This is a genomic window from Actinomadura sp. KC345 (assembly GCF_004348515.1).
GTDB lineage: Bacteria > Actinomycetota > Actinomycetes > Streptosporangiales > Streptosporangiaceae > Spirillospora.
In genome coordinates, this window is record NZ_SMKH01000142.1 from 1 (window position 1) to 19,080 (window position 19,080).

Annotated in this window: 20 protein-coding genes and 1 pseudogene; 13 read left to right on the forward strand and 8 right to left on the reverse strand. The window is 70.0% G+C overall.

What is annotated here, in order from left to right:
• Positions 1 to 581 precede the first annotated feature (581 nt).
• The 3 genes from E1281_RS22610 (at position 582) to E1281_RS22620 (ending at position 3,057) form a co-directional block, all read left to right on the forward strand.
• Positions 582 to 1,235, forward strand: coding sequence for a TerD family protein (locus E1281_RS22610; RefSeq protein ID WP_131881333.1), 654 nt, complete (start codon positions 582 to 584; stop codon positions 1,233 to 1,235).
• A gap of 75 nt (positions 1,236 to 1,310) precedes the next feature.
• On the forward strand, positions 1,311 to 2,099 hold the full coding sequence (locus E1281_RS22615) for an SAM-dependent methyltransferase (protein WP_131881335.1): 789 nt from the start codon (positions 1,311 to 1,313) through the stop codon (positions 2,097 to 2,099).
• 100 nt (positions 2,100 to 2,199) lie between these two features.
• Positions 2,200 to 3,057 carry an MOSC N-terminal beta barrel domain-containing protein gene (locus E1281_RS22620; RefSeq protein WP_243717253.1) on the forward strand — a complete coding sequence of 286 codons (858 nt, stop codon included), beginning with the start codon at positions 2,200 to 2,202 and terminating at the stop codon, positions 3,055 to 3,057.
• Positions 3,058 to 3,060: 3 nt separating this feature from the next.
• Here the strand turns inward: E1281_RS22620 and E1281_RS22625 are convergent, their stop codons facing one another.
• Positions 3,061 to 3,441: a hypothetical protein gene (locus tag E1281_RS22625; RefSeq protein WP_131881337.1), complete on the reverse strand. Its 381-nt coding sequence runs from the start codon at positions 3,439 to 3,441 to the stop codon at positions 3,061 to 3,063.
• Positions 3,442 to 3,504: 63 nt separating this feature from the next.
• Between E1281_RS22625 and E1281_RS22630 the strand changes: the two genes are divergently transcribed.
• The 3 genes from E1281_RS22630 to E1281_RS22640 are packed head-to-tail and all read left to right on the forward strand — an operon-like array spanning position 3,505 to position 5,406.
• A complete protein-coding gene (locus E1281_RS22630) occupies positions 3,505 to 3,969 on the forward strand; it encodes a helix-turn-helix domain-containing protein (protein ID WP_131881339.1) in 465 nt (154 codons plus the stop codon).
• A gap of 26 nt (positions 3,970 to 3,995) precedes the next feature.
• Complete coding sequence (locus tag E1281_RS22635; protein WP_131881341.1) at positions 3,996 to 4,481, forward strand: hypothetical protein; 486 nt, start codon at positions 3,996 to 3,998, stop codon at positions 4,479 to 4,481.
• The gene (locus E1281_RS22640) at positions 4,468 to 5,406 is read left to right on the forward strand and encodes an N-acetylmuramoyl-L-alanine amidase (RefSeq protein WP_131881343.1); all 939 of its coding nucleotides are present in this window, start codon (positions 4,468 to 4,470) and stop codon (positions 5,404 to 5,406) included. Before E1281_RS22635 ends, E1281_RS22640 begins: the two co-directional genes overlap by 14 nt.
• A gap of 34 nt (positions 5,407 to 5,440) precedes the next feature.
• On the opposite strand, the gene E1281_RS22645 is transcribed toward E1281_RS22640, so the two are convergent.
• On the reverse strand, positions 5,441 to 6,304 hold the full coding sequence (locus E1281_RS22645) for an alpha/beta hydrolase (RefSeq protein WP_207943428.1): 864 nt from the start codon (positions 6,302 to 6,304) through the stop codon (positions 5,441 to 5,443).
• 59 nt (positions 6,305 to 6,363) lie between these two features.
• Here E1281_RS22645 and E1281_RS22650 point away from each other — a divergent pair, with 59 nt between their 5' ends.
• Positions 6,364 to 8,310: a BTAD domain-containing putative transcriptional regulator gene (locus E1281_RS22650; protein ID WP_131881345.1), complete on the forward strand. Its 1,947-nt coding sequence runs from the start codon at positions 6,364 to 6,366 to the stop codon at positions 8,308 to 8,310.
• A 27-nt stretch (positions 8,311 to 8,337) separates the two neighbouring features.
• Here E1281_RS22650 and E1281_RS22655 read toward each other — a convergent pair whose 3' ends face one another.
• The gene (locus E1281_RS22655) at positions 8,338 to 8,613 is read right to left on the reverse strand and encodes a hypothetical protein (protein ID WP_131881346.1); all 276 of its coding nucleotides are present in this window, start codon (positions 8,611 to 8,613) and stop codon (positions 8,338 to 8,340) included.
• A gap of 301 nt (positions 8,614 to 8,914) precedes the next feature.
• Here E1281_RS22655 and E1281_RS22660 point away from each other — a divergent pair, with 301 nt between their 5' ends.
• Positions 8,915 to 10,573 carry a catalase gene (locus E1281_RS22660; RefSeq protein WP_131881348.1) on the forward strand — a complete coding sequence of 553 codons (1,659 nt, stop codon included), beginning with the start codon at positions 8,915 to 8,917 and terminating at the stop codon, positions 10,571 to 10,573.
• Positions 10,574 to 10,582: 9 nt separating this feature from the next.
• Here the strand turns inward: E1281_RS22660 and E1281_RS22665 are convergent, their stop codons facing one another.
• Positions 10,583 to 11,038 (reverse strand): hypothetical protein, encoded by a 456-nt coding sequence (locus tag E1281_RS22665; protein ID WP_131881350.1) that lies wholly within the window; start codon positions 11,036 to 11,038, stop codon positions 10,583 to 10,585.
• A 604-nt stretch (positions 11,039 to 11,642) separates the two neighbouring features.
• Here E1281_RS22665 and E1281_RS22670 point away from each other — a divergent pair.
• A complete protein-coding gene (locus E1281_RS22670; RefSeq protein WP_207943429.1) occupies positions 11,643 to 11,921 on the forward strand; it encodes a hypothetical protein in 279 nt (92 codons plus the stop codon).
• Positions 11,922 to 11,951: 30 nt separating this feature from the next.
• Positions 11,952 to 12,095, forward strand: coding sequence for a hypothetical protein (locus tag E1281_RS40415; protein ID WP_165959055.1), 144 nt, complete (start codon positions 11,952 to 11,954; stop codon positions 12,093 to 12,095).
• Between the two features lie 52 nt (positions 12,096 to 12,147).
• On the opposite strand, the gene E1281_RS22675 is transcribed toward E1281_RS40415, so the two are convergent.
• Positions 12,148 to 12,354: a hypothetical protein gene (locus tag E1281_RS22675; protein WP_131881351.1), complete on the reverse strand. Its 207-nt coding sequence runs from the start codon at positions 12,352 to 12,354 to the stop codon at positions 12,148 to 12,150.
• A 126-nt stretch (positions 12,355 to 12,480) separates the two neighbouring features.
• On the opposite strand from E1281_RS22675, the gene E1281_RS22680 reads away from it, so the two are divergent.
• From E1281_RS22680 to E1281_RS41360, 3 genes are all read left to right on the forward strand, one after another.
• A complete protein-coding gene (locus E1281_RS22680) occupies positions 12,481 to 13,239 on the forward strand; it encodes a MerR family transcriptional regulator (RefSeq protein WP_243717254.1) in 759 nt (252 codons plus the stop codon).
• Positions 13,240 to 13,328: 89 nt separating this feature from the next.
• A complete protein-coding gene (locus tag E1281_RS22685) occupies positions 13,329 to 15,101 on the forward strand; it encodes a prolyl oligopeptidase family serine peptidase (protein WP_131881355.1) in 1,773 nt (590 codons plus the stop codon).
• A 221-nt stretch (positions 15,102 to 15,322) separates the two neighbouring features.
• The gene (locus tag E1281_RS41360; protein WP_207943430.1) at positions 15,323 to 16,267 is read left to right on the forward strand and encodes a hypothetical protein; all 945 of its coding nucleotides are present in this window, start codon (positions 15,323 to 15,325) and stop codon (positions 16,265 to 16,267) included.
• A 72-nt stretch (positions 16,268 to 16,339) separates the two neighbouring features.
• Here the strand turns inward: E1281_RS41360 and E1281_RS22695 are convergent.
• The 3 genes and pseudogenes from E1281_RS22695 to E1281_RS22705 form a co-directional block, all read right to left on the reverse strand.
• Positions 16,340 to 17,456: pseudogene (locus tag E1281_RS22695) on the reverse strand (RNA-guided endonuclease TnpB family protein).
• A gap of 126 nt (positions 17,457 to 17,582) precedes the next feature.
• Complete coding sequence (locus E1281_RS22700; protein WP_131881357.1) at positions 17,583 to 18,251, reverse strand: TetR family transcriptional regulator; 669 nt, start codon at positions 18,249 to 18,251, stop codon at positions 17,583 to 17,585.
• 92 nt (positions 18,252 to 18,343) lie between these two features.
• Positions 18,344 to 19,080 (reverse strand): helix-turn-helix domain-containing protein (locus E1281_RS22705; RefSeq protein ID WP_131881358.1); only part of this gene is annotated, 737 nt, incomplete at its 5' end.

The following is a 19,080-nucleotide window of genomic DNA, read 5'->3' on the forward strand; positions in this document are numbered from 1 at the left end:
TTGGAAAGTGCTCCAGAACTTGGTGCGGACAGGACCTTCAGCAAGCCCTATCCTCCCAGTTCAGGAGCACTTTTCTCATGTCAACGGCCAGTCGGAATCAACCCGCCATGAAAGCGGGAGGTTAGCGGGCCCGGTTGGTCATCCAGCGTGGCCTCGGCGTTCGCCGGGACGTGGTTGAGGCTTCCGCGGGCATGTCGGGGAGGAATGATCGCGGCCTTGGCGAGGCAGCCGCCGGGATCATCGACGGCGAGAACCAGATCGAGTTAGGCCTCCGTTGCGCCTTCACCACGTGCAACGACGTCCGTGCCGGTGGGACCGGTGGTGCACAAGTCGTACCGGTTCGGCGGTGGGCACGGGATTGTGTCCGTCGCGGGGGGTGCGGGAGTTGATGAAGGTGACGTCAAGCAGGTCTGCGGGTCGCCGGGCGTCGTCGACGGCGGAAGGCGATGGCCGCTAAACGGAGGCGCGGGCCGTGATGAATTCGTGTTCGCGCTCGTTGTCCGTTGGGAGCGCTTCGAGAGCGCGGGCGGTTGTGTCTGCTGATCATCGGTAGAGGCGTCGAATCGACTGGGAGGAATCGGATGGCTGTCAGTTTCGAGAAGCGGGTCGGTGTGAGTCTGGACAAGAAGGCCGCCAGAGAAGGCGTTGGTGTGCGGCTCGACAAGAAGGCGACCGGTCTCATCACCGCGGAGCTGCGGTGGCAGTCCGGGGTCGGGACGGGACGCGCCGACCTGGACCTGTTCGGCTGGGTGGTCGGCGCCGGCACCAGAGGGCGCAAGGGCGGGCTGAAGGGCATGCTCGGGAAGTCCGACGCGCTGGCCGAGGTGGTCTACCACAAACACCTCGGATCGCTTCACCAGCCGCCCTACCTCGAGCACGGCGGGGACTCGCGTGAACCCGGTGTGGAGACCATCCGTGTCGGGTCCCTGGACCAGGTCCAGTACGTGCTGTTCGGCGTCTATCAGGCGTTCGGGAACGGTGCCGGGTCGCTGAGGAGCTTCGACGCGCACGTGGTCGTCACTGATACCGAGGGCAACAGGACTCGCGTGAACCTGACGGAGAGCCACCCGAACCGGTACTGGGTCACGGTCGCGCTCGTGGATCTCACGCCCCCGCAGGGGTACGTCGTGCGGCCGGTCGAGGAGTACAGCCGACCGGGTACAGAGAAGTCGCCGGTGCTGTACGCGGACGGTCACTTCACGATGAACGCGGGGCCTCGGTACCTGTTCAAGTAGCACGCCATCCGGCCCGGCAAGGCAGGAGAATTCGTCGCTGGTCGGGTAGGAACCGTGCCGGGGAAGGCATGGGGTATGGGTTCAGAGCGCAAGATCGATACCAGCGTGCCGCACTCGGCGCGGATCTGGAACTTCCTGCTGGGCGGGACGGACAACTATCCGGTGGACCGGCAGGCCGGGGAGCAGGTCTTCGCGGTCTTTCCGGGGATGGTCGGCATGGTCCGGCAGTCGCGGCTCATGCTGCGGCGGGTGGTGCGGTACCTGGCGGGCGAGGCGGGTGTCCGGCAGTTCCTCGACATCGGTACCGGGCTGCCCACCGCCGACAACACCCACGAGGTCGCTCAGCGCGCCGCCCCGGAGTCCAGGATCGTCTATGTCGACAACGATCCGCTGGTCCTGACACAGGCCCGAGCGTTGCTGACCAGCACACCGGAGGGTGCCACCGACTACATCGAAGCCGACGTCCGCGATCCCGGCGCCATCTTGGCCGAGGCCGCCCGTACCCTCGACTATGACCAGCCGGTCGCGCTCATGCTCATGGGCGTCCTCGGCCTGGTCGGCGACTACGACGAGGCCCGGTCGATCGCGCGGAGGCTGATGGCGGCGCTGCCGTCCGGGAGCTACCTCGCCGTCTACGACGGCACCGACGCCGATCCCGCTTACGCCGAGGCGATCCGCGCCTACAACGCCGGTAGTGGCGCCGTCCCCTACAACCCCCGCAGCCCCGAGCAGATCGCCGGCTATTTCGAGGGGCTGGAGCTGGTGGGGCCCGGCGTCGTCCCGGTCACCCAGTGGCGCCCCGACCCCGGCCAGGAGGACGTCCCTCCGGTTTCCTGCTCCGGCGGGGTCGCTCGCAAGGGCTGATGCCAGGCGGCACGCTGGGCCGAGTCGAAGCTGACCAATCGGTGTCAGGTACCGCCGTCGTCTCTGGCGGCGCGTGCGGAGTCCCTCGTAGCGTCGCGATGTGGGGCGACTGTGCGAGATGACGGGGGTGATCAGCGAGCTGATCACGTATCCGATCAAGGGCTGTGCCGGTGTGGCGTTGAGTGAGTCGGTGCTGGCCCGCGCGGGCCTGGTCCATGACCGCGGTTTCATGGTGGTCGACACCCACGGGAAGTTCCGCAGTCAGCGCCGAGATCCCCGGCTGGCGCTGATCCGTCCCCGCGTGGACGCCGGAGGAGCGCGGCTCACCCTCCGCGCGCCCGGGTTCCAGGATTTGGACGTCGCCGTCGATCTGGACTCTCCCCGCCGGGCCGTGGAGCTGTTCGGCAGAAGCCATGAGGGCATCGATCAGGGCGAATCCGCCGCCGAGTGGCTGTCGTCGGTGCTCGGTACGGCGAGCAGGCTGGTGCGGGTGCCGCCGGAACACGTCAGGGTCGTCGGCGGCCGGACGCCCGGAACCTCCGGCTATGCCGACAGCAGTCCCGTGCACGCCATCTCGCGGGCCTCCTTGGACGAACTGAACCGCCGCCGGCACGGGCCGCCGATCCCGATGTCGCGGTTCCGCCCGAATATCGTCATCGACGGCTGGGACGAGCCCCACCTGGAGGACCGGGCGGACCGCATCGTCGTCGGCAATGCCGAACTCGCGTACGCCAAGCTCGCGATCCGGTGCGCCGTGACGCTGGTCGACCAGCGGCGCGGTGGCAAGGCCGGGCCGGAGCCGCTCCATACGCTGGCCGCCTATCGGCGGGCCGCCGCCGGGGGTGTGGCGTTCGGCGCCAAGTTCTCGGTCCTGCGTCCCGGCAAGCTCGCGGTTGGGGACGCCTTCACCGTCACCGCCTGGACCGATTCCCAGCTCGACGAACCGCAGCGCAGCTAGCGGTCAGGCGGCGGGGGTGCCGCCTACGAAGGTTCGTTCCGGTGGGGACGGCACGAGTTCGACCGTGGTGCCGGGGCGGAGGTCCTCGCCCAGGACGCCGGTGATCGCGTCGGTGAGGCCGGCGCCGAGGCGTGTGGTGAGGTCGGTGGCGTCGGGGCGGTCGAAGAGGCCGGCGCGGACGCCCAGGACCACCGAGGCGGTCGTGTCCACGGGCTTGCCGCCTTGGGCGAAGCGGCCCGCGGGCACGGCGGCCAGGCGGATGCCGACCAGGTCGCGGGCCCATTCGCCGTAGACGGTGACGATCGCCTCGGTGAGGGCGGTGATCAGCTCGGGTTCGGCGCCCGGCAGTCTGTTCTCTGGGACGTGGACGGTCAGGTGCGGCACAGTGGACCTCGTTCCCTTTAACTCCAAAGGCTTTGACTGCAAAGGTATATGAGGAGGACGCCCGTGTCCACAGAGTCGGACGGTCCGGCCGTCGACGAGGCCGTCCGCGACTTGCTGCTGCTCATGCCGCGGCTGGTCGGGCGCGCCAAGCGCCTGCCCGTCCCCTCGGCGCTCCGGAGCATGGATCTCGCGCCGCGCCATCTCGCGCTGATGGCCCACCTGGAGTACGACGGGCCCACCAGCGTCAACGAGCTCGCCGCCCGGCTGGAGGTGGCACCGACGACCGTCAGCCTCATGGTCGGCGATCTGTCGCGGCTCGGCGTCCTGGAGCGGACCGTGGATCCCGCCGACCGGCGCCGGCGCGTCGTCGCCATCGCTCCCGCCTATACCGGGCCGATCGCCGAATGGCTCTCCGGCAACGCCTCCGCGTGGGAGCACGTCATGCGCGGCCTCGCCCCCGCCGAACGCGCCACGGTCGTCGCCGCCCTGCGCGCTTACGAGGCCGCCTTGGAGCAGAGGCTTCGGTGATGCCGCGGTCTGTACGGTGGTGGGCCATGGACGAGATCGCTCGGATGGCCGGGTTTTATGCTGCGCACGGCGTATGGAGTGTCTCCGACGGGGAGGCGTTGATTCCGTTCCTGGGCCATGTACAGGCTGACGGCAAACAGAGCATGGAGCGGCTTGTGGGCGACGACGCGGTCGCGATCGGCCAGGAGTCCTTCAGGGCGGGACGGGACGGCTGGGTTCGTGCGGTGCTCGTCGTCGACGCGTATCTCCATCTCGACACGGGACGGATCGACGCGTTGATCGTGGACGCCGCCGACTACGGCCCCGAGCAGCGATCGGTGAAGATGGCCGTTCCCTACCGGCCGGGGACGACGTCGCAGGGGTTCGGCGTCTACCGGCCCAAGTTCGTCGAGGTCGCGGGCGTCGATGAGCCCGACTACGCCGCGTTGGCCGATGCGTTCTTCGCCGGTGTCGATTCCCACGAGCGGGCGGCGGCGGTGTGGAACGCGCACCTGGTCGATGAATCCGTCTGAGGTCGTCCGTGAAGCGGGTTTCCCGTGCTTCGTTCGAGCGTCGTGCCTGAAGCCGTTTGATCGGCTTGATCGCGGTGCAGACTCATTCGGGGACGTGACCGTCAGCGGGGAGGCGGGTCTGGTGGGGGGATTTCGGCGCGGTCGGGCGATCGCGGGTTCGGTGCTGTGCCTCGGCGTGCTGGCCGGTTGCGGGTCTGGAGGAGACGGCGGCGGGGGTGACGACCCGTCCCCGACGGCTTCGGAGGAGTCCTCGGTGGCGGGCAAGGTGATCGTGCTCGATCCCGGCCACAACGGGGGTAACGCGTCGCATCCGGACGAGATCAACAAGCAGGTGGACGTCGGGAACGGGCGTAAGGCGTGCGATACGAGCGGGACCAACACGGCGGACGGTTTCGGCGAGCACGCCTTTACCTGGGATCTGTCCAACCGGCTGGCCAAGGTGCTGCGGGACCGGGGCGCCGAGGTCACGCTGACGCGGGAGAACGACACCGGTGTGGGGCCGTGCATCACGGAGCGGGCGGCGTTCGGCAAGCGGGTGGGCGCCGACGCCGCCCTCTCGATTCACGGTGACGGTGCCGCGGAATTCGGGCACGGGTTCCATGTCATCGCGCCGCTGCCGGTGGAAGGCAACAGGGAGATCGTCGACGATTCCCTGCGGCTGGGCAGGGACATCCGCGATGCCTACCGTTCCGGGACGGGCATCCCGTACTCCACCTACATAGGGGAGAACGGTCTGGATCAGCGCGACGACCTCGGCGGATTGAATCTCGCGACGGTCCCGAAGGTGTTCATCGAGTGCGGCAACATGCAGAACCCCGGTGACGCGGAGAAGATGTCCAGCACGTCGTTCCGGCAGCGCATGGCCGACTCCCTGGCGAAGGGTCTTGAACGCTACTTCGGTCAGCCGTCGACGGGGCCGACGTGAGGTCGGCCTCGTCGACGTCGTGCTGAACCGCGTGTCAGCGGGTCAGGAGAGTTCTGAGGGACTCGGCCACCTCGGCCGGGGCCTCTTCGGCCATGAAGTGGCCATAGGGGACGGTGGCGTGGTCCAGGTCGGTGGCCCAGGCCCGCCATAGGGCGACGGCGTCGTAGCCGAGGGCGGCGCCCCAGTCCTGTTGGAGGACGGTGACCGGCATCTCCAGGCGGTTGCCCGCGTCGCGGTCGGCTTGGTCGTGTTCGATGTCGATTCCGGCGGAGGCGCGGTAGTCGGCGACGATCGAGGGAATCGCGTTGCGGGACGCCTCCAGGTAGGCGGCGCGGATGTCGGCCGGGATGGCGGACGGGTCATTCCCCCAGAGGTCGAGGAAATGGCCGAAGAAGGCGTCAGGGGCGCCGGCGATCAGTTGTTCGGGGACGCCGGGCGGCTGGGCCATCAGGTAGAGGTGGAAGCCGACGGCGGCGGTGACACCGTGCATCGCGTCCCACATCTCCAGGGTCGGCAGGATGTCGAGGCAGGCGAGGTGGGTGATCGTGTCAGGGTGGTCAAGGCCGGCGCGGAAGGCGACGAGGGCTCCACGGTCATGGCCCGCCAGGGCGAAGCGGTCATGGCCTAGGGCGCGGGCCAGGGTGACGATGTCGGCGGCCATCGTGCGCTTGGAGTAGTCCTCGGCAGGCTTGTCGCTGGAGCCGTACCCGCGGAGGTCGGGGACGATGACGGTGTGGTCGGACGCAAGGTCGGCGGCGACATGGCGCCACATCAGGTGGGTCTGCGGGAAGCCGTGCAGAAGGACGATCGGTGTTCCGGTGCCCGCGATGGCCGTGTTGAGGGAGACGCCCTCTGCCACGGGGACGCGCTTGTAGTCGAATCCGGTGATGTTCAGCATGCCGACAAGGCTGCCGGGCGTGAATGAGCATCCGATGAGCGCGCTATAGCGTGGCCTGCGTGGACGTCGTCTTCGGGGTGCTGGGACCGGTGACGGCCTGGGACGGCTCCGGCGACGCGGTCCCTTTGAAGGGGCCCAAGCATCGTGCCGTGCTGGCCCGGCTGATCATCGCGCGCGGCCGGGTCGTCCCGGTGACGCGGCTGGTCGACGACCTGTGGCCGGCTCCGCCGCCGGACGCGGTGGGCGCGGTCAGGACGTTCGTGGCGGCGTTGCGCCGGGCGCTGGAGCCTGAGCGTCCGCCACGGGCGCCGTCCCGGCTGCTGGTCACCGAGGGGCCCGGCTATGCGCTGCGGGCCGCGGCGGGCGATGTGGACGCCTGGCGTTTCGAGCGGGTGGTGGGTGGCGCGGCGCGTCCGGCCGAGGAGGCGCTCAAGGGCCTGGACGAGGCGTTGGGGTGGTGGCGCGGCCCCGCCTACGCCGAGTTCACCGACGAGGGTTGGGCGCGTGCGGAGCGTTCGCGGCTGACCGAGTTGCGGCTGCACGCCGTGGAGCGCCGGGCCGAGGCGAAGCTGGAGCTGGGCCTCGCCGCCGACGCGGTACCGGACCTCGACGCGCACGTCACCGAGCATCCCTGGCGTGAGGACGCGTGGCGGCTGCTGGCCCTGGCGCTCTACCGCGCCGGCCGCCAAGGGGACGCGCTGGCGGTTCTTCGCCGGGCACGGACGTTGCTGGTAGAGCAACTGGGGATCGACCCAGGCCCGGCGTTGCGCCGCCTAGAGGAGAGCATCCTCCGACAGGACCTCCCTGAGGAGGACGCGGCCTCGCGGGTGTGGGCGCAGGCGGCCGAGGCCTATGACCGCACCGTCGCGTCCGGTGCGCGGGCCCGGCTGGAGTCGACGGTCGGGATCCTGCGCAACCTCGCGGTGACCGGCGGCGGCGGCCTGGTGGCGGCGCGGGAGCAGCGGATGGCGGCCATCGCGGCCGCCGAGGAGCTGGGGGACGCCCGGCTGACCGCGCGGGTGATCGGCGCGTACGACGTCCCGGCGGTCTGGACCCGGTCGGACGACCCGCGGCAGGCGGCCGAGGTGGTGGCGGCGGCCGAGCGCACCCTGACCGCGTTCCCGGCCGGGGAGCAGGAGGCGACGCGGGCGCGGCTGCTGGGCACGGTCGCCCTGGAGTCGCGCGGCGCCCGCGGCGACCGCGGGCGTGCGGCGGCTCGGGAGGCGGAGCGGATCGCCCGCGGCCTGGACGATCCCGCACTGCTGGCGTTCGTGCTGAACGGCGCGTTCATGCAGGCGTTCGAGCGGGCGGGACTGGCCCGGCGGCGGGACGGGATCGGCGCCGAGCTGGTGGAGCTTTCCATCCGGCATGATCTGGCGAATTACGAGGTGCTCGGGCATCTCGTCCGGCTCCAGGCGCGCGGCGCGCTCGCCGATTTCGCGGGAGCCGACGAGCACGCGGCGGCGGTGGACGGCCTGGCCGAACGCCATGAACGTCCGCTGGTGGGCGTGTTCACCGCCTGGTACCGGGCCCTGCGGCTCGCCGCGTCCGAGCGCACGGCGACGGCGGAGGTGGAGGCCGCCTACCGGGACGCCATCGCGCGCCTGGACGGTTCCGGCATGCCCGGTTTCGAGGCCGGGTTGCCTGCCCTGGCGCGTCTTTCGCTGCGCATCCGGGACGGTCGGCCCGCTCAGACGGACGAGCACACCGATTGGGGGCCGTACGAGCCTTGGGCCCGTCCGCTGGTCCTGCTGGCGCGGGGTCGCCGCGAGCAGGCCGCCGCGGCGCTGCGGAGGGTGCCGGATCCGCCGCGCGACCTGCTGCTTGAGGCCATGTGGTGCCTCGCGGCCAGGGCGGCCATCGCGGTGGACGACCGCCGGACGATGGAACGCGTTCGCGGCGAACTCGCCCCCGCCGCGGAAGAGCTGGCAGGGGCGGGCAGCGGGCTCGTCACCTTCGGTCCGGTGTCCAGCTACCTGGACGACCTCACCACCGCGCTTGGCTGATAACGCCCTGCGGGGGTGGGCGACCAGCTAGAACCAGCAGGGGCCCGTTCCCCAGGCCCACGCCCATTCCCATGGGAGGAAGAGGTGGATGCGGCAGTGCATGTTGCCCCAGACGATGTAGGGGCCGCTGTCGTCCCACCCGATGTCACCGATGTTCTCCTCCACCGCCTCCTGGAGTGGGGCCGGGAGTTGCTGGATGACGCTCTCGGGAATCCGACGGTCGCTCTCGGGTGCCGGCGCGGCCTGCGCGGGGACCGCGGTCAGGGTCAGCGCACCGGTCAGGGCCAGGGACCCCACTGCCATGCTCAGTTTCCTCATGCGCCCGATTGTCAAGCCGCGGAGCGTCGAGGTCTTGTCATCTTGCCAACAAAAACTGGCAAGGTTCGGCCAGGCCGCCCACGAGCGTCCCTGACCGTCGCCGGCGCGCTGGAGCCGTCCCTGCCCGATGCCGCGGACCGCGTCGCGCGGCAGTGCGCCGGTGAGCGGCTTCCGCCGCCGTCTCTGGTGTTCCGGCGCCTGGGCCGACGGCGCATTCCGGCGGGGACGTTGGCTTGCTCCTCTCTCGGGTAGGGGCCGCTCTGAACCAGCGAGAGGAGTGTCTGTCGTGACGGACGTTTCGAGCAGGGGGCCGCAGCCGGGGGACGAGCGTCCGGTGCTGACGAACCGGCAGGGCCACCCGGTCTACGACAACCAGAACCAGCGCACGGTCGGCTCCCGGGGCCCGGCGACGCTGGAGAACTACCAGTTCCTCGAGAAGATCAGCCATTTCGACCGTGAGCGCATCCCGGAGCGCGTCGTCCACGCGCGGGGGGTGACGGCGTACGGGTTCTTCGAGGCGTACGGGAGATGGGGCGACGAGCCGATCGGGCCGTACACCCGCGCGAAGCTCTTCCAGGAGGCGGGGAAGCGCACGCCGATCGCGCTGCGTTTCTCCACGGTCATCGGCGGGCGCGACTCGGCCGAGACGGCCCGCGACCCGCGCGGTTTCGCCATCAAGTTCTACACCGAGGACGGCAACTGGGACCTCGTCGGGAACAACCTCGCGGTCTTCTTCATCCGCGACGCCATCAAGTTCCCGGACGTCATCCACGCCCTCAAGCCGGACCCGGTGACGTTCCGCCAGGAACCGGCGCGGATCTTCGACTTCATGTCGCAGACCCCCGAGTCGATGCACATGCTCGTCAACCTCTTCAGCCCGCGCGGAATCCCGGCCGACTACCGGCATATGCAGGGCTTCGGCGTGAACACCTACAAGTGGGTCAACAGCGCGGGCGACACGAAGCTCGTCAAGTACCACTGGATGCCCAAGCAGGGCGTCCGGAGCATGACCGAGGAGGACGCGGCGGCGGTGCAGGCGGGCGACCTCGGGCATGCCAGCAAGGACCTGCACGACGCCATCGACCGCGGCGACTTCCCGGAATGGGAACTCGTCGTCCAGATGATGGACGACCACGAGCATCCGGAACTCGACTTCGACCCGCTCGACGACACGAAGGTATGGCCGGAGAACGACTTCCCGCCGAGGCCGGTGGGCCGGATCGTCCTGGACAGGAACGTCGACAACAACTTCGCCGAGAACGAGCAGATCTCGTTCGGCACGGGCGTCCTGGTGGACGGCCTCGACTTCTCCGACGACAAGATGCTCGTCGGCCGGACGTTCTCCTACAGCGACACCCAGCGCCACCGGGTGGGGCCGAACTACCTGCAGCTGCCCGTCAACCAGGCCAAGGGCACGCAGGTGCGGACGAACCAGCACGACGGAGAGATGGCGTACTACGTCGACTCGGGCGGCGCCAACCCGCACGTCAACTACGAGCCGTCCATCACGGGCGGCCTGCGGGAAGGCGAATACCCGACGCACGACGAGCAGGGCCCGGAGATCCGGGGCCGGCTCACGCGCATGCGCATCGCGCGCCCGAACGACTACGTGCAGGCGGGGCAGCGCTACCTTCTGATGGAGGACTGGGAGCGCGACGACCTCGTGCACAACTTCGTCACGCTGATCTCGCAGTGCGCGCGTCCCGTGCAGGAGCGGATGGTCTGGCACCTCCTGATGGCCGAGGACGACCTCGGGCTGCGCGTCGGCGAGGGACTCGGCATCGGCCCGGACGACGTCGGGCACCTCGACCCGCTGCCGGGCCAGGACCTGTCCGACGATGACAGGCGGCGGCTCGGGAACCTCGGCAAGAACGGCCCGCGGAACGTCGACGGCCTGAAGATGACCCACTGCGTCCCGAACGAAAGGGCCGTCCACAAGCACTGACGGGGCGCGCTAGTTCTCGGTGAGAAGGGTGCGTAGGCGGCGGTCCATGTCGGGCCGCATGGCGCGGCAGTGGCCGTCGACCGCCGCCTCCACGATCTCGCCCTCGGCGGTGAACGCGGTCTCCATGACCGTGACGTACTCGGTCGTGGGCGGGTAGATCCGGGCGGCCGCGCTGGCCGTCCGGCGGACGACGACGCGGGCGCCGGTGCGCACCGCGCGCTCGAAGTGGTGGATCTCGTGGCCGGCGCGGGCCTCGCTGGCCCCGAGATCGCGGAACGAGTCGAGCACGGCGGCCCTGTCGCGGGCGCCGAGGTAGCCGGCCACGGCTGCCCGGACGAGGTCCAGCACGGCACCGGCCCGCAGGTGGGTGTAGGCGGGGACGCGGGTGGCGATCTCGCCGACGACCTCGGCGGTGATCTCGTCCAGGCGGTCGGTGAGAAACCGCTCCAACTCGGTGGGCTTCATGGGACGTCTCCCATATCGTCGGCGCAGGGGCGCGATGGAGGGCATGTTACCGGCGCGTAGGCGAAATTCGCGCCCCTATTCCCCTATGTCCTGGGCGCGCCACCGGCCGAGGCCCTCCCGCGCGTCACGCCGGGTCGGCGGTCGCGCCTTCCGTGCTCAGCAGGACGACCGTGCCTGCGTGCCCTGGAGCGAGGGACGAGCGGCGCTGCGGCGCCAGGGCGGATTTGCGGAACGGAGCTAGCCTGGAAGGCTGACGGCCGATCGCGATCGCCGGACGGATTCGCACGGCCGGGTTCACCCCCGGGCCCGGACACCGGGCCCGTGAGCCGGGCCCCCGACCCGCACTCAGGGTTCCCCCCGGGGCGATGGCCACCACCGAGATCAATTGAAGAACCCGAGGTCAGAACACTGCCCTGGCGATCTGTCTCCAGAACGGCCCGTTCCGTTCCGCTGAATTCGCCCCCTGTACGGGAGCCCGCACTACGGGTCCTCCGGGGGATGAGTACACCCCCGCTAGGGGTTTTCCTCTATGGCGATTAATTCGTACGGCGGGCAGAGTCGTATTCAGCAGCAGGGAACGAGGTCCCTCCGCAGGAAGAAGGCAATGATGTCGAACACGCCGCCCCCCACCTCGCTGACCGTCTCCGAGCTGGCCGAGATCCTGTTCTGCTGCGGGCTGCAGGAATCGGACCGTCCCACCGCCGACCAGGTGCGCACGGCCATAGAGGACCGGTTCGGCGCCTGCGGCGGTGACCGCCTCGCCTGTGTCGCCGTCGTCGCCCAGGAGGCGGGCGACCACCCGGAGAACTACCTCGCGCGCATGCGCTGGGCTCTGACCACCGTGTCCGAGGCCTACCGGCGCGAACTCACCACCGCCGCCTGACCGGTCGGCCCGTGACAAGGGAGGAAGCCCATGCGTTCACCGTTCACCGACCGGCGCGAGGACATCGTCCCGCGCTCGCTCCGCGACCTGCTCGCCACCGAGGCGTCCCAGGCCGGGAGCGAAAGGCGCCGGCGCCGACAACGCAAGACCATGCCCGTCCGGCGCGTCACCTAGCCGTCGCGCCCGGACACCCCGCACGTCCCCTGCCGAGAGCGGACGCGCGGGGTCAGTGGCGCGACTTCTTCGTCTTCTTCTTGGACTTGCCGCCGGACTCCCACTCGTACCCCGGCGTGTCGTTCTCGCAGTACCGGTCGCTGACCTTCCGGTCGGTCGCGTCGTGCTCGCACCACCGGTTCCCACCGCCGCACGCGGTCAGCCCGAACGCGGCGACCAGGACGGTGAGGGTGAGGGCGACGGGACGTTTCGCAGGCATGTGGAGCCTCTCCGCAGCTGTGACCAAGACGATGACGTGTCTCTGACGTGCGCGATCACGGAACGCGTTCCGCCGGCGACCGGGACGGGGCGTGACCGGGTCCGGCCGCGAACTATGCTGGCGCCCGTGAGCGATGAGCCGACGGAGGATCAGGACGGCCCGCCGGCCGACGACCGCGAGTACCGCATCGGCGAGCTCGCGAACGCCGCCGGCGTCCCGGTGCGGACGCTGCGCTACTACCAGGAGCGCAAGCTCCTCCCGCCGCCGCGCCGCGAAGGGCGCGTCGGCCTCTACTCCGAGGACCACCTGGCCCGCCTCCGCATGATCGGGAACCTGCTCGAACGCGGCCACACCCTGGAAGGCATCCGCGAGCTGCTGTCTGCGTGGGAGCAGGGCCGCGACATCGGCACCGTCCTCGGCGTCGAGAAGGCCGTCACGACGCCGTGGTCGCAGGAGGTCCCGGTGACGATGTCGCTGGACGAGCTCATGGCGTTGTTCCCCGGCCAGGTCGACCCGGAGTCCGTGGAGAGGGCCATCGCCGCGGGCCACATCGAGGTGGACGGCGACCGTGTCACCCACTGGAGCCGCCGCCAGCTGGACGCGACGGTGACGCTCGTCCAGGCCGGGGTGCCTCTGGAAGAGGTCCTGTCGGCGGGGCAGGAGCTCCAGCACAGCATGGACGACCTTGCCGCGATGTTCATCCGGCTGATCGCGACCCACGTCGTCGGGCGCATCGACGACCAGGACCTCGGTGAACTCAAGGACACCCTCGCGCGGCTGCGCCCGGGAGCGCAGGTCACCGTCGAGGCGGGCTTCGCCCGCGCCATGGACCGCCAGGTCCGCGCCGCGATCGACCAGTTGCTCGGCCGCCTCGCCACCCCCTGAGCTGCGCGAACCCCCGAACCTGTGATCGTTTGGTGTCAGCTGGTCGTCATGGTGCCGCCGGACGTCTGATCCGCCGTAATATCGGGCAGATGGTCGATGAGGAACGCTGGAAGGCGCGATTCCGGGCAGCCCGGATGAGCCTGCCCCGATGGGCGAGAGACGCCCCGAGCCACAGCATTTACAGATCGAACGCCACCGGAACGTGGGAGCTCTACACATGGGACCGTGACACCGGCGCGCAGCGCCAGGTGACCGACCGGCCGAACGGCACCTGGATCGGCACCGTCGACCCGTCCGGTGAATGGGTGTGGTGGTTCGCCGACACCGACGGCGACGAGTTCGGCGTCTGGAAACGCGTCCCGTTCGACGCGGAGGAGGGGGCGGAGAGCGAACCCGCCGTCCCCGACCTCGAACCGGCCTACCCGTCCGGGCTGTGCCTGGGCCGCACCGGGCTCGCCGTCGTCGGCCGGACGACCGACGAGGGCAACACGATCCACCTGTGCCAGGCCGGCGCGGAGCCCGAGGTGCTCTACCACCACGCGGAGGACGCCCACGTCGCCGCGCTGTCCCGCGGCGAGAGCCTGATCGCGATCGGGCACAGCGAGCACGGCGACAGCAGGCACATGGCGCTGCGCGTGGTGCGTCCCGACGGCGCCACGGTCGCCGACCTGTGGGACGGCGAGGGCAAGGGCGTCTACGCGGCGGGCTTCGCCCCGGTCGAAGGGGATTCGCGCCTCCTCGTCAACCATGAGCGGCGAGGCCGGGACGAGATGCTGATCTGGGACCCGGTCATCGGCACCCAGCAGGAGATCACCCTCGACCTGCCCGGCGAGATCGGCGGCGACTGGTACCCGGACGGGAAGTCGCTGCTGATCTCCCACTCCCACGAGGCACGCGACGAGCTCTACCGGTACGACATCGCGGACAAGAGCCTGACCAGGATCGAGACGCCGCGCGGGGTGCTCGGCGGCGCCGACGTCCGGCCGGACGGGACGGTCGAGTTCTCCTGGTCGTCCGCCGCCGAGCCGCCGGTGATCAGGTCCACGTCGGGGGCGGTCGTCCTCACGCCGCCCGGACCCGCCGCTCCCCCGTCCGTCCCGGTGGAGGACGTGTGGGTGGACGGCCCCGGGGGCCGCATCCACGCGCTGGTCAGCAAGCCGAAGGGCGACCAGCCCTACCCGACGGTGTTCGACGTCCACGGCGGCCCGACCGCGCAGGACGACGACTCCTTCGTCGCCCCCGTCGCCGCCTGGGTCGACCACGGGTTCGCCGTCGTCCGCGTCAACTACCGGGGTTCCACCGGATACGGCTCGGAATGGCGCGACGCCATCGAGGGACGTGTCGGGCTCACCGAACTGGAGGACATCAAGGCCGTCCGCGACTGGGCGGTCTCCAGCGGGCTCGCCGACCCCGAACGGCTCGTGCTGACCGGCGGCTCGTGGGGCGGGTTCCTCACCCTGCTCGGCATCGGCACGCAGCCGGACGACTGGAGCGTCGGCGTCGCCGCCGTTCCCGTCGCCGACTACGTCGCCGCCTACGAGGACGAGATGGAGGGTCTGCAGGCATTCGACCGGTCGCTGTTCGGCGGCTCCCCGGACGAGGTCCCGGACCGCTACCGCGAATCGTCCCCGATCACCTACGTCTCGAAGGTCAAGGCCCCGGTGCTGATCCTCGCCGGGGAGAACGACCCGCGCTGCCCCATCCGGCAGATCGACAACTACCTCGCACGGCTCGGCGAGCTGGGTCACCCGCACGAGATGTACCGGTACGACGCCGGTCACGGCTCCCTCGTCGTCGAGGAGCGGATCACCCAGATGGCCGCCGAAATAGACTTTGCCCGCAAGCATCTCGGTATGTCGTGATCGCCCCGGGGACGGGCGGACGTGCCGCCCGTCCCCGGGTTTACAAGATCGAAGGCCGGGCATTGCTCCGACCGGCCGCTAGTGAGCATTGAACCCTTCTCCTCCGGCCTGTCACCACGGCCATCGCCTGGTGGAGCCGGTAAAGATGGAGAGGTTCGACGGGCCGGTCAGGATCCGGCTCGCCCCCCGGCGCTCGACCGTCGTCGATCTGGGGGGATCACATGACACGGCTCCTGCACGTCCATGCCCGCGTCCGGTACGCCGTCGGGCACCGAAAACCCGTGGCCCGTCACCCGGCGTTCCGGCTGACGGCCCTGATGACCGGCCTGGCCGTCGCCGGCACGACCCTCGCCGTCACGAGTCCCCGCGCATCCGCCGCCGAACGGGACGCGCCGCGCCGCCCCACCCCGGCCGCCCGCGACGCCGTACTGACGGCCGTGCACGCCTCGAACCACGGGACGGCCGCAGGCAAGCCGGTCATGCGCCTGGGCTCCACCCCGCCTCCGCGTCCGGGGCCCGAGCAGCCGGACCTCGTCACGGGCCACGAACCGCCGCCCTTCCTCCACACCCCGGAAGAGGACATCGCCCCGCAGGTCGCCCCGCCCGGAGAGGCCCCGATGCACAACATGCCTTCCGGTGCGCCGACGCAGGTCATGCCGGAGGACACCCCGCCTCAGGGCCTCGCATCACCCGACGGCATCGTCCTCCCGGAGGGCTTGCCGCCCGGCCTGCCCGACGCGCGGCGCCTGGAGCAGCGGCTCGTCAAGGACGTCCTGCGCGGGAACGGGATCCGCTGGCAGTCGACCGGTGGCTGCTCCAACCGGAAGGTCACGAACTGCACGTCGTTCGAGAAGATGCGCTGGGGGACGGTCAAGGGCCTGATCCGCTTCGCGAAGTCGAGCGGCTGCGACATCACCGTCACCGGCGGCACCGAACGCGGCCACGCGAGCGGCCCCCACAGCCACTGGAACGGCTACAAGGCCGACATCGCGCTGAGCCGCTGCGTCGACCGCGCGATCAAGCGCCACCCGTCCGCCGGCGTCCGCGGGGACGGCGCCAAGCTCTACCGCTCACCGGACGGCGTCCTGTTCGCCCGCGAGAAGGACCACTGGGACGTGACTTTCTCCCCTTCTGGAAAGAGGGGCTTCATTCCCTCGCGGGATTGAGTTTCCTGCTTCAACGGGCCGTGCCTCCTCGGAGTTATCCGGGGATGGTCTTACCAGTCCTCCACAGACGTTTTACCTGTCCGCCAGCCCGGCGGCCAGAATGTTCTTTGCCGCGTTCACGTCCCGGTCGTGCACGGTGCCGCATCGCGGGCACGCCCACGACCGCACGTTCAACGGCATCGCGTCGTTCATATGGCTGCATCCCGGCGCAGAGCACAGCTTCGAGGACGGAAACCACCGGTCCACCAGCAGCAGTTCCCGCCCGTACCAGCCGGACTTGTACTCCAGCATGCTCCGCAACTGTGACCACGACGCGTCGCTGATCGCCCGCGCCAGGCAGTGGTTGCCGAACATGTTTCGTACGGTCAGGTCCTCGATGGCCAACGTTTGGTTTTCACGTACCAGCCTCGTGGACAGCTTGTGCAGGTGATCGCGGCGACGGTCGGCGATCCGGGCATGGATCCGCGCCACGCGCGCCCGAGCCTTGTCCCGGTTCGCCGACCCCTTCACCTTGCGGGACAAGTCTTTCTGGGCCTTAGCCAACCTGCGCCGGTCGGCCCGTTCGTGCCGGGGGTTGGCGACTCTCTCTCCGGACGACAGTGTCACCAGATGGGTCAGCCCCGCATCGATCCCCACCGCTGTCCCCGTGTCCGGCAACGGCGCGATGGCCTCCTCGACCAGCAGGGACACGAACCAACGGTCCGCACTGTCCTGCGACACCGTCACCGTGGACGGCTCCGCGCCGTCCGGCAGTGGCCGGTGCCACACGATGTTCAGCGGATCGGCCATCTTGGCCAGCTTCAACGCGCCGTCGCGGAAGGTGAAGGCGTTGTTCTGGAAAACTCGCCGACTTTCGCGACTTGCGCTTTGACTTGAAGCGGGGATACCTGGCCCGCTTGTCGAAGAAGTTGGTGAAGGCGTTCTGCTGTGCGCGCAGGCACTGCTGGAGCGGGACGTTGGACACCTCGCGCAGGAACGCCAGCTCGGGATCTTGCTTCCAGGAAGTGAGCCACTTGGCGGTGTCCACGTACGAGGTGTTCTTGCCCTCGTCGGTGTACCGGCGCGTCCGTTCGGTGAGCGCCCTGTTCCACACCAGGCGGACGCACCCGAACGTGCGATTCAGCAGATTCGCCTGCTCGGGGGTCGGGTAGAAGCGGTACTTGTACGCCCGCTTGATCACCTTGGCCACGACTTAACACCATACCGCAAGATCATGTTAATGCGCTGCTCACTTTTCCTGGAGAGGACAGGATTGGCGGCCTTCATAGCCACAACTACCTCTCGCGGCAGGCCCATCCCCTGAGCCCTCCCAGGGTCAGGCGCGGACCTCGCGGATGATGCCGACCAGTTCCCTGGTCACCGACTTGAAGCCCGGCATGCGCGACATCGACACCATGCGATTGACCAGCGGGACTGTCCGCTCGACGAGCAGATACGTCTTGCGGCAGCCTGGTGAGCTGTCGTGCACCCAGTACAGGACGATGCCCATCGAATAGATCCACAGCAGCTCGGGCAGCTCCGCCCGGAACTCCTTGTCGATCTTCAGGTCGGAGCCGTCCACGACCTCGCGGTAGACCTTCACCGCGGACTCGCGGGCCGGGCCCGACTCGGCGCTGAACGGGTTGAGCGGGCTGGTCGGCTCGGCGGCGAACTTGAAGAACTTCCCGGCGAACTCGTGGTAGGGGACCATCGTGTCGACCCGGGCCTTCAGCACGCCGTGCAGCCGCGGCGCGAACGCGGTCTCCACGTCCAGGACGGCCCGGCACGCGGCGACGTGCTCGTCCTGCAGTTCGTCGTAGTAGGCCTGGATCAGCTCTTCCTTGGAGCCGAAGTAGTAGTAGGCATTGCCGACCGAGACGCCCGCCTCCTTGGCGATCGCCCGCATCGTCGTCGCCTCGTATCCGCGTTCCCTGAACAGCCGCAACGCCGTCATGACGATCAGGGACCGCGTCTGCTCGGACTTCACGGCCTTCAACTCGGTCACGCTTGCCAGCCTAAAGCCCGCCACGCCGTCCCGCTCGTCCCGGGAAAGCCGCACGCCCACCGGCGGCCGTGAACGGCGAGGACGGTCCTGCCTCAGCCGTCGAGCAGCCGCCATGCGGCCAGGGCGATCCTGGCCCTTGTCAGCCCGGTGGGCTCGGTCAGTTCGATGCCCAGGGCCTTGCCGATCTGCTCGATCCGGCGGGAGACGCTGCTGTGGTGCATGTGGAGAAGGTCGGCGGCACGGCGCAGGGAGCCGGTGGCGCAGTAGGCGTCCAGGGTTTCCAGGTCCCGGGGGTCGCCGGAGACGCGGGCGATCGCGGCGACGTCGGGATTGTCGCGCGCGGCGTCCGGGGGCACGTCGGCGAGCAGCGCCAGCGCTCCAAGATCGGCGTAGCGCACGACGGGTTCGCGCGGGGTCGTGAAGCGGAGGGAGACGCGGGCCTGCCGCCAGGACCGGTCGGGGCTGCCGGCGGCGCCGATGCCCGCGCGGACGCCGGGCGGGAACCCCGCAGGGTGGATCACGGTGGCCAGGACGGCGCCCACATCGGCGAGCGGTGCCGCCTTCACCGGGCGGGCGGGGCAGATCAGCCGCGCGACCTGGTCGAGCGGACGCCCCGACCGCACGGCGGCGACCCGGACCGGCAGGTCGGCGTCGAAACCCAGCAGCCGCAGCGCCCGCGCCCTGTCCGCCTCGTCGCCGCCGGCGCCGATCACCAGCTCGACGAGCGCGGGGTCGGCCATGGTGGTGCGTGCCGGGCCGTGCCTCTCGACGACCGCGGCGGCGGCGAGGGCGAGCCGGTCGAGCAGCACCTCGTCGAGCGGGACGGGCG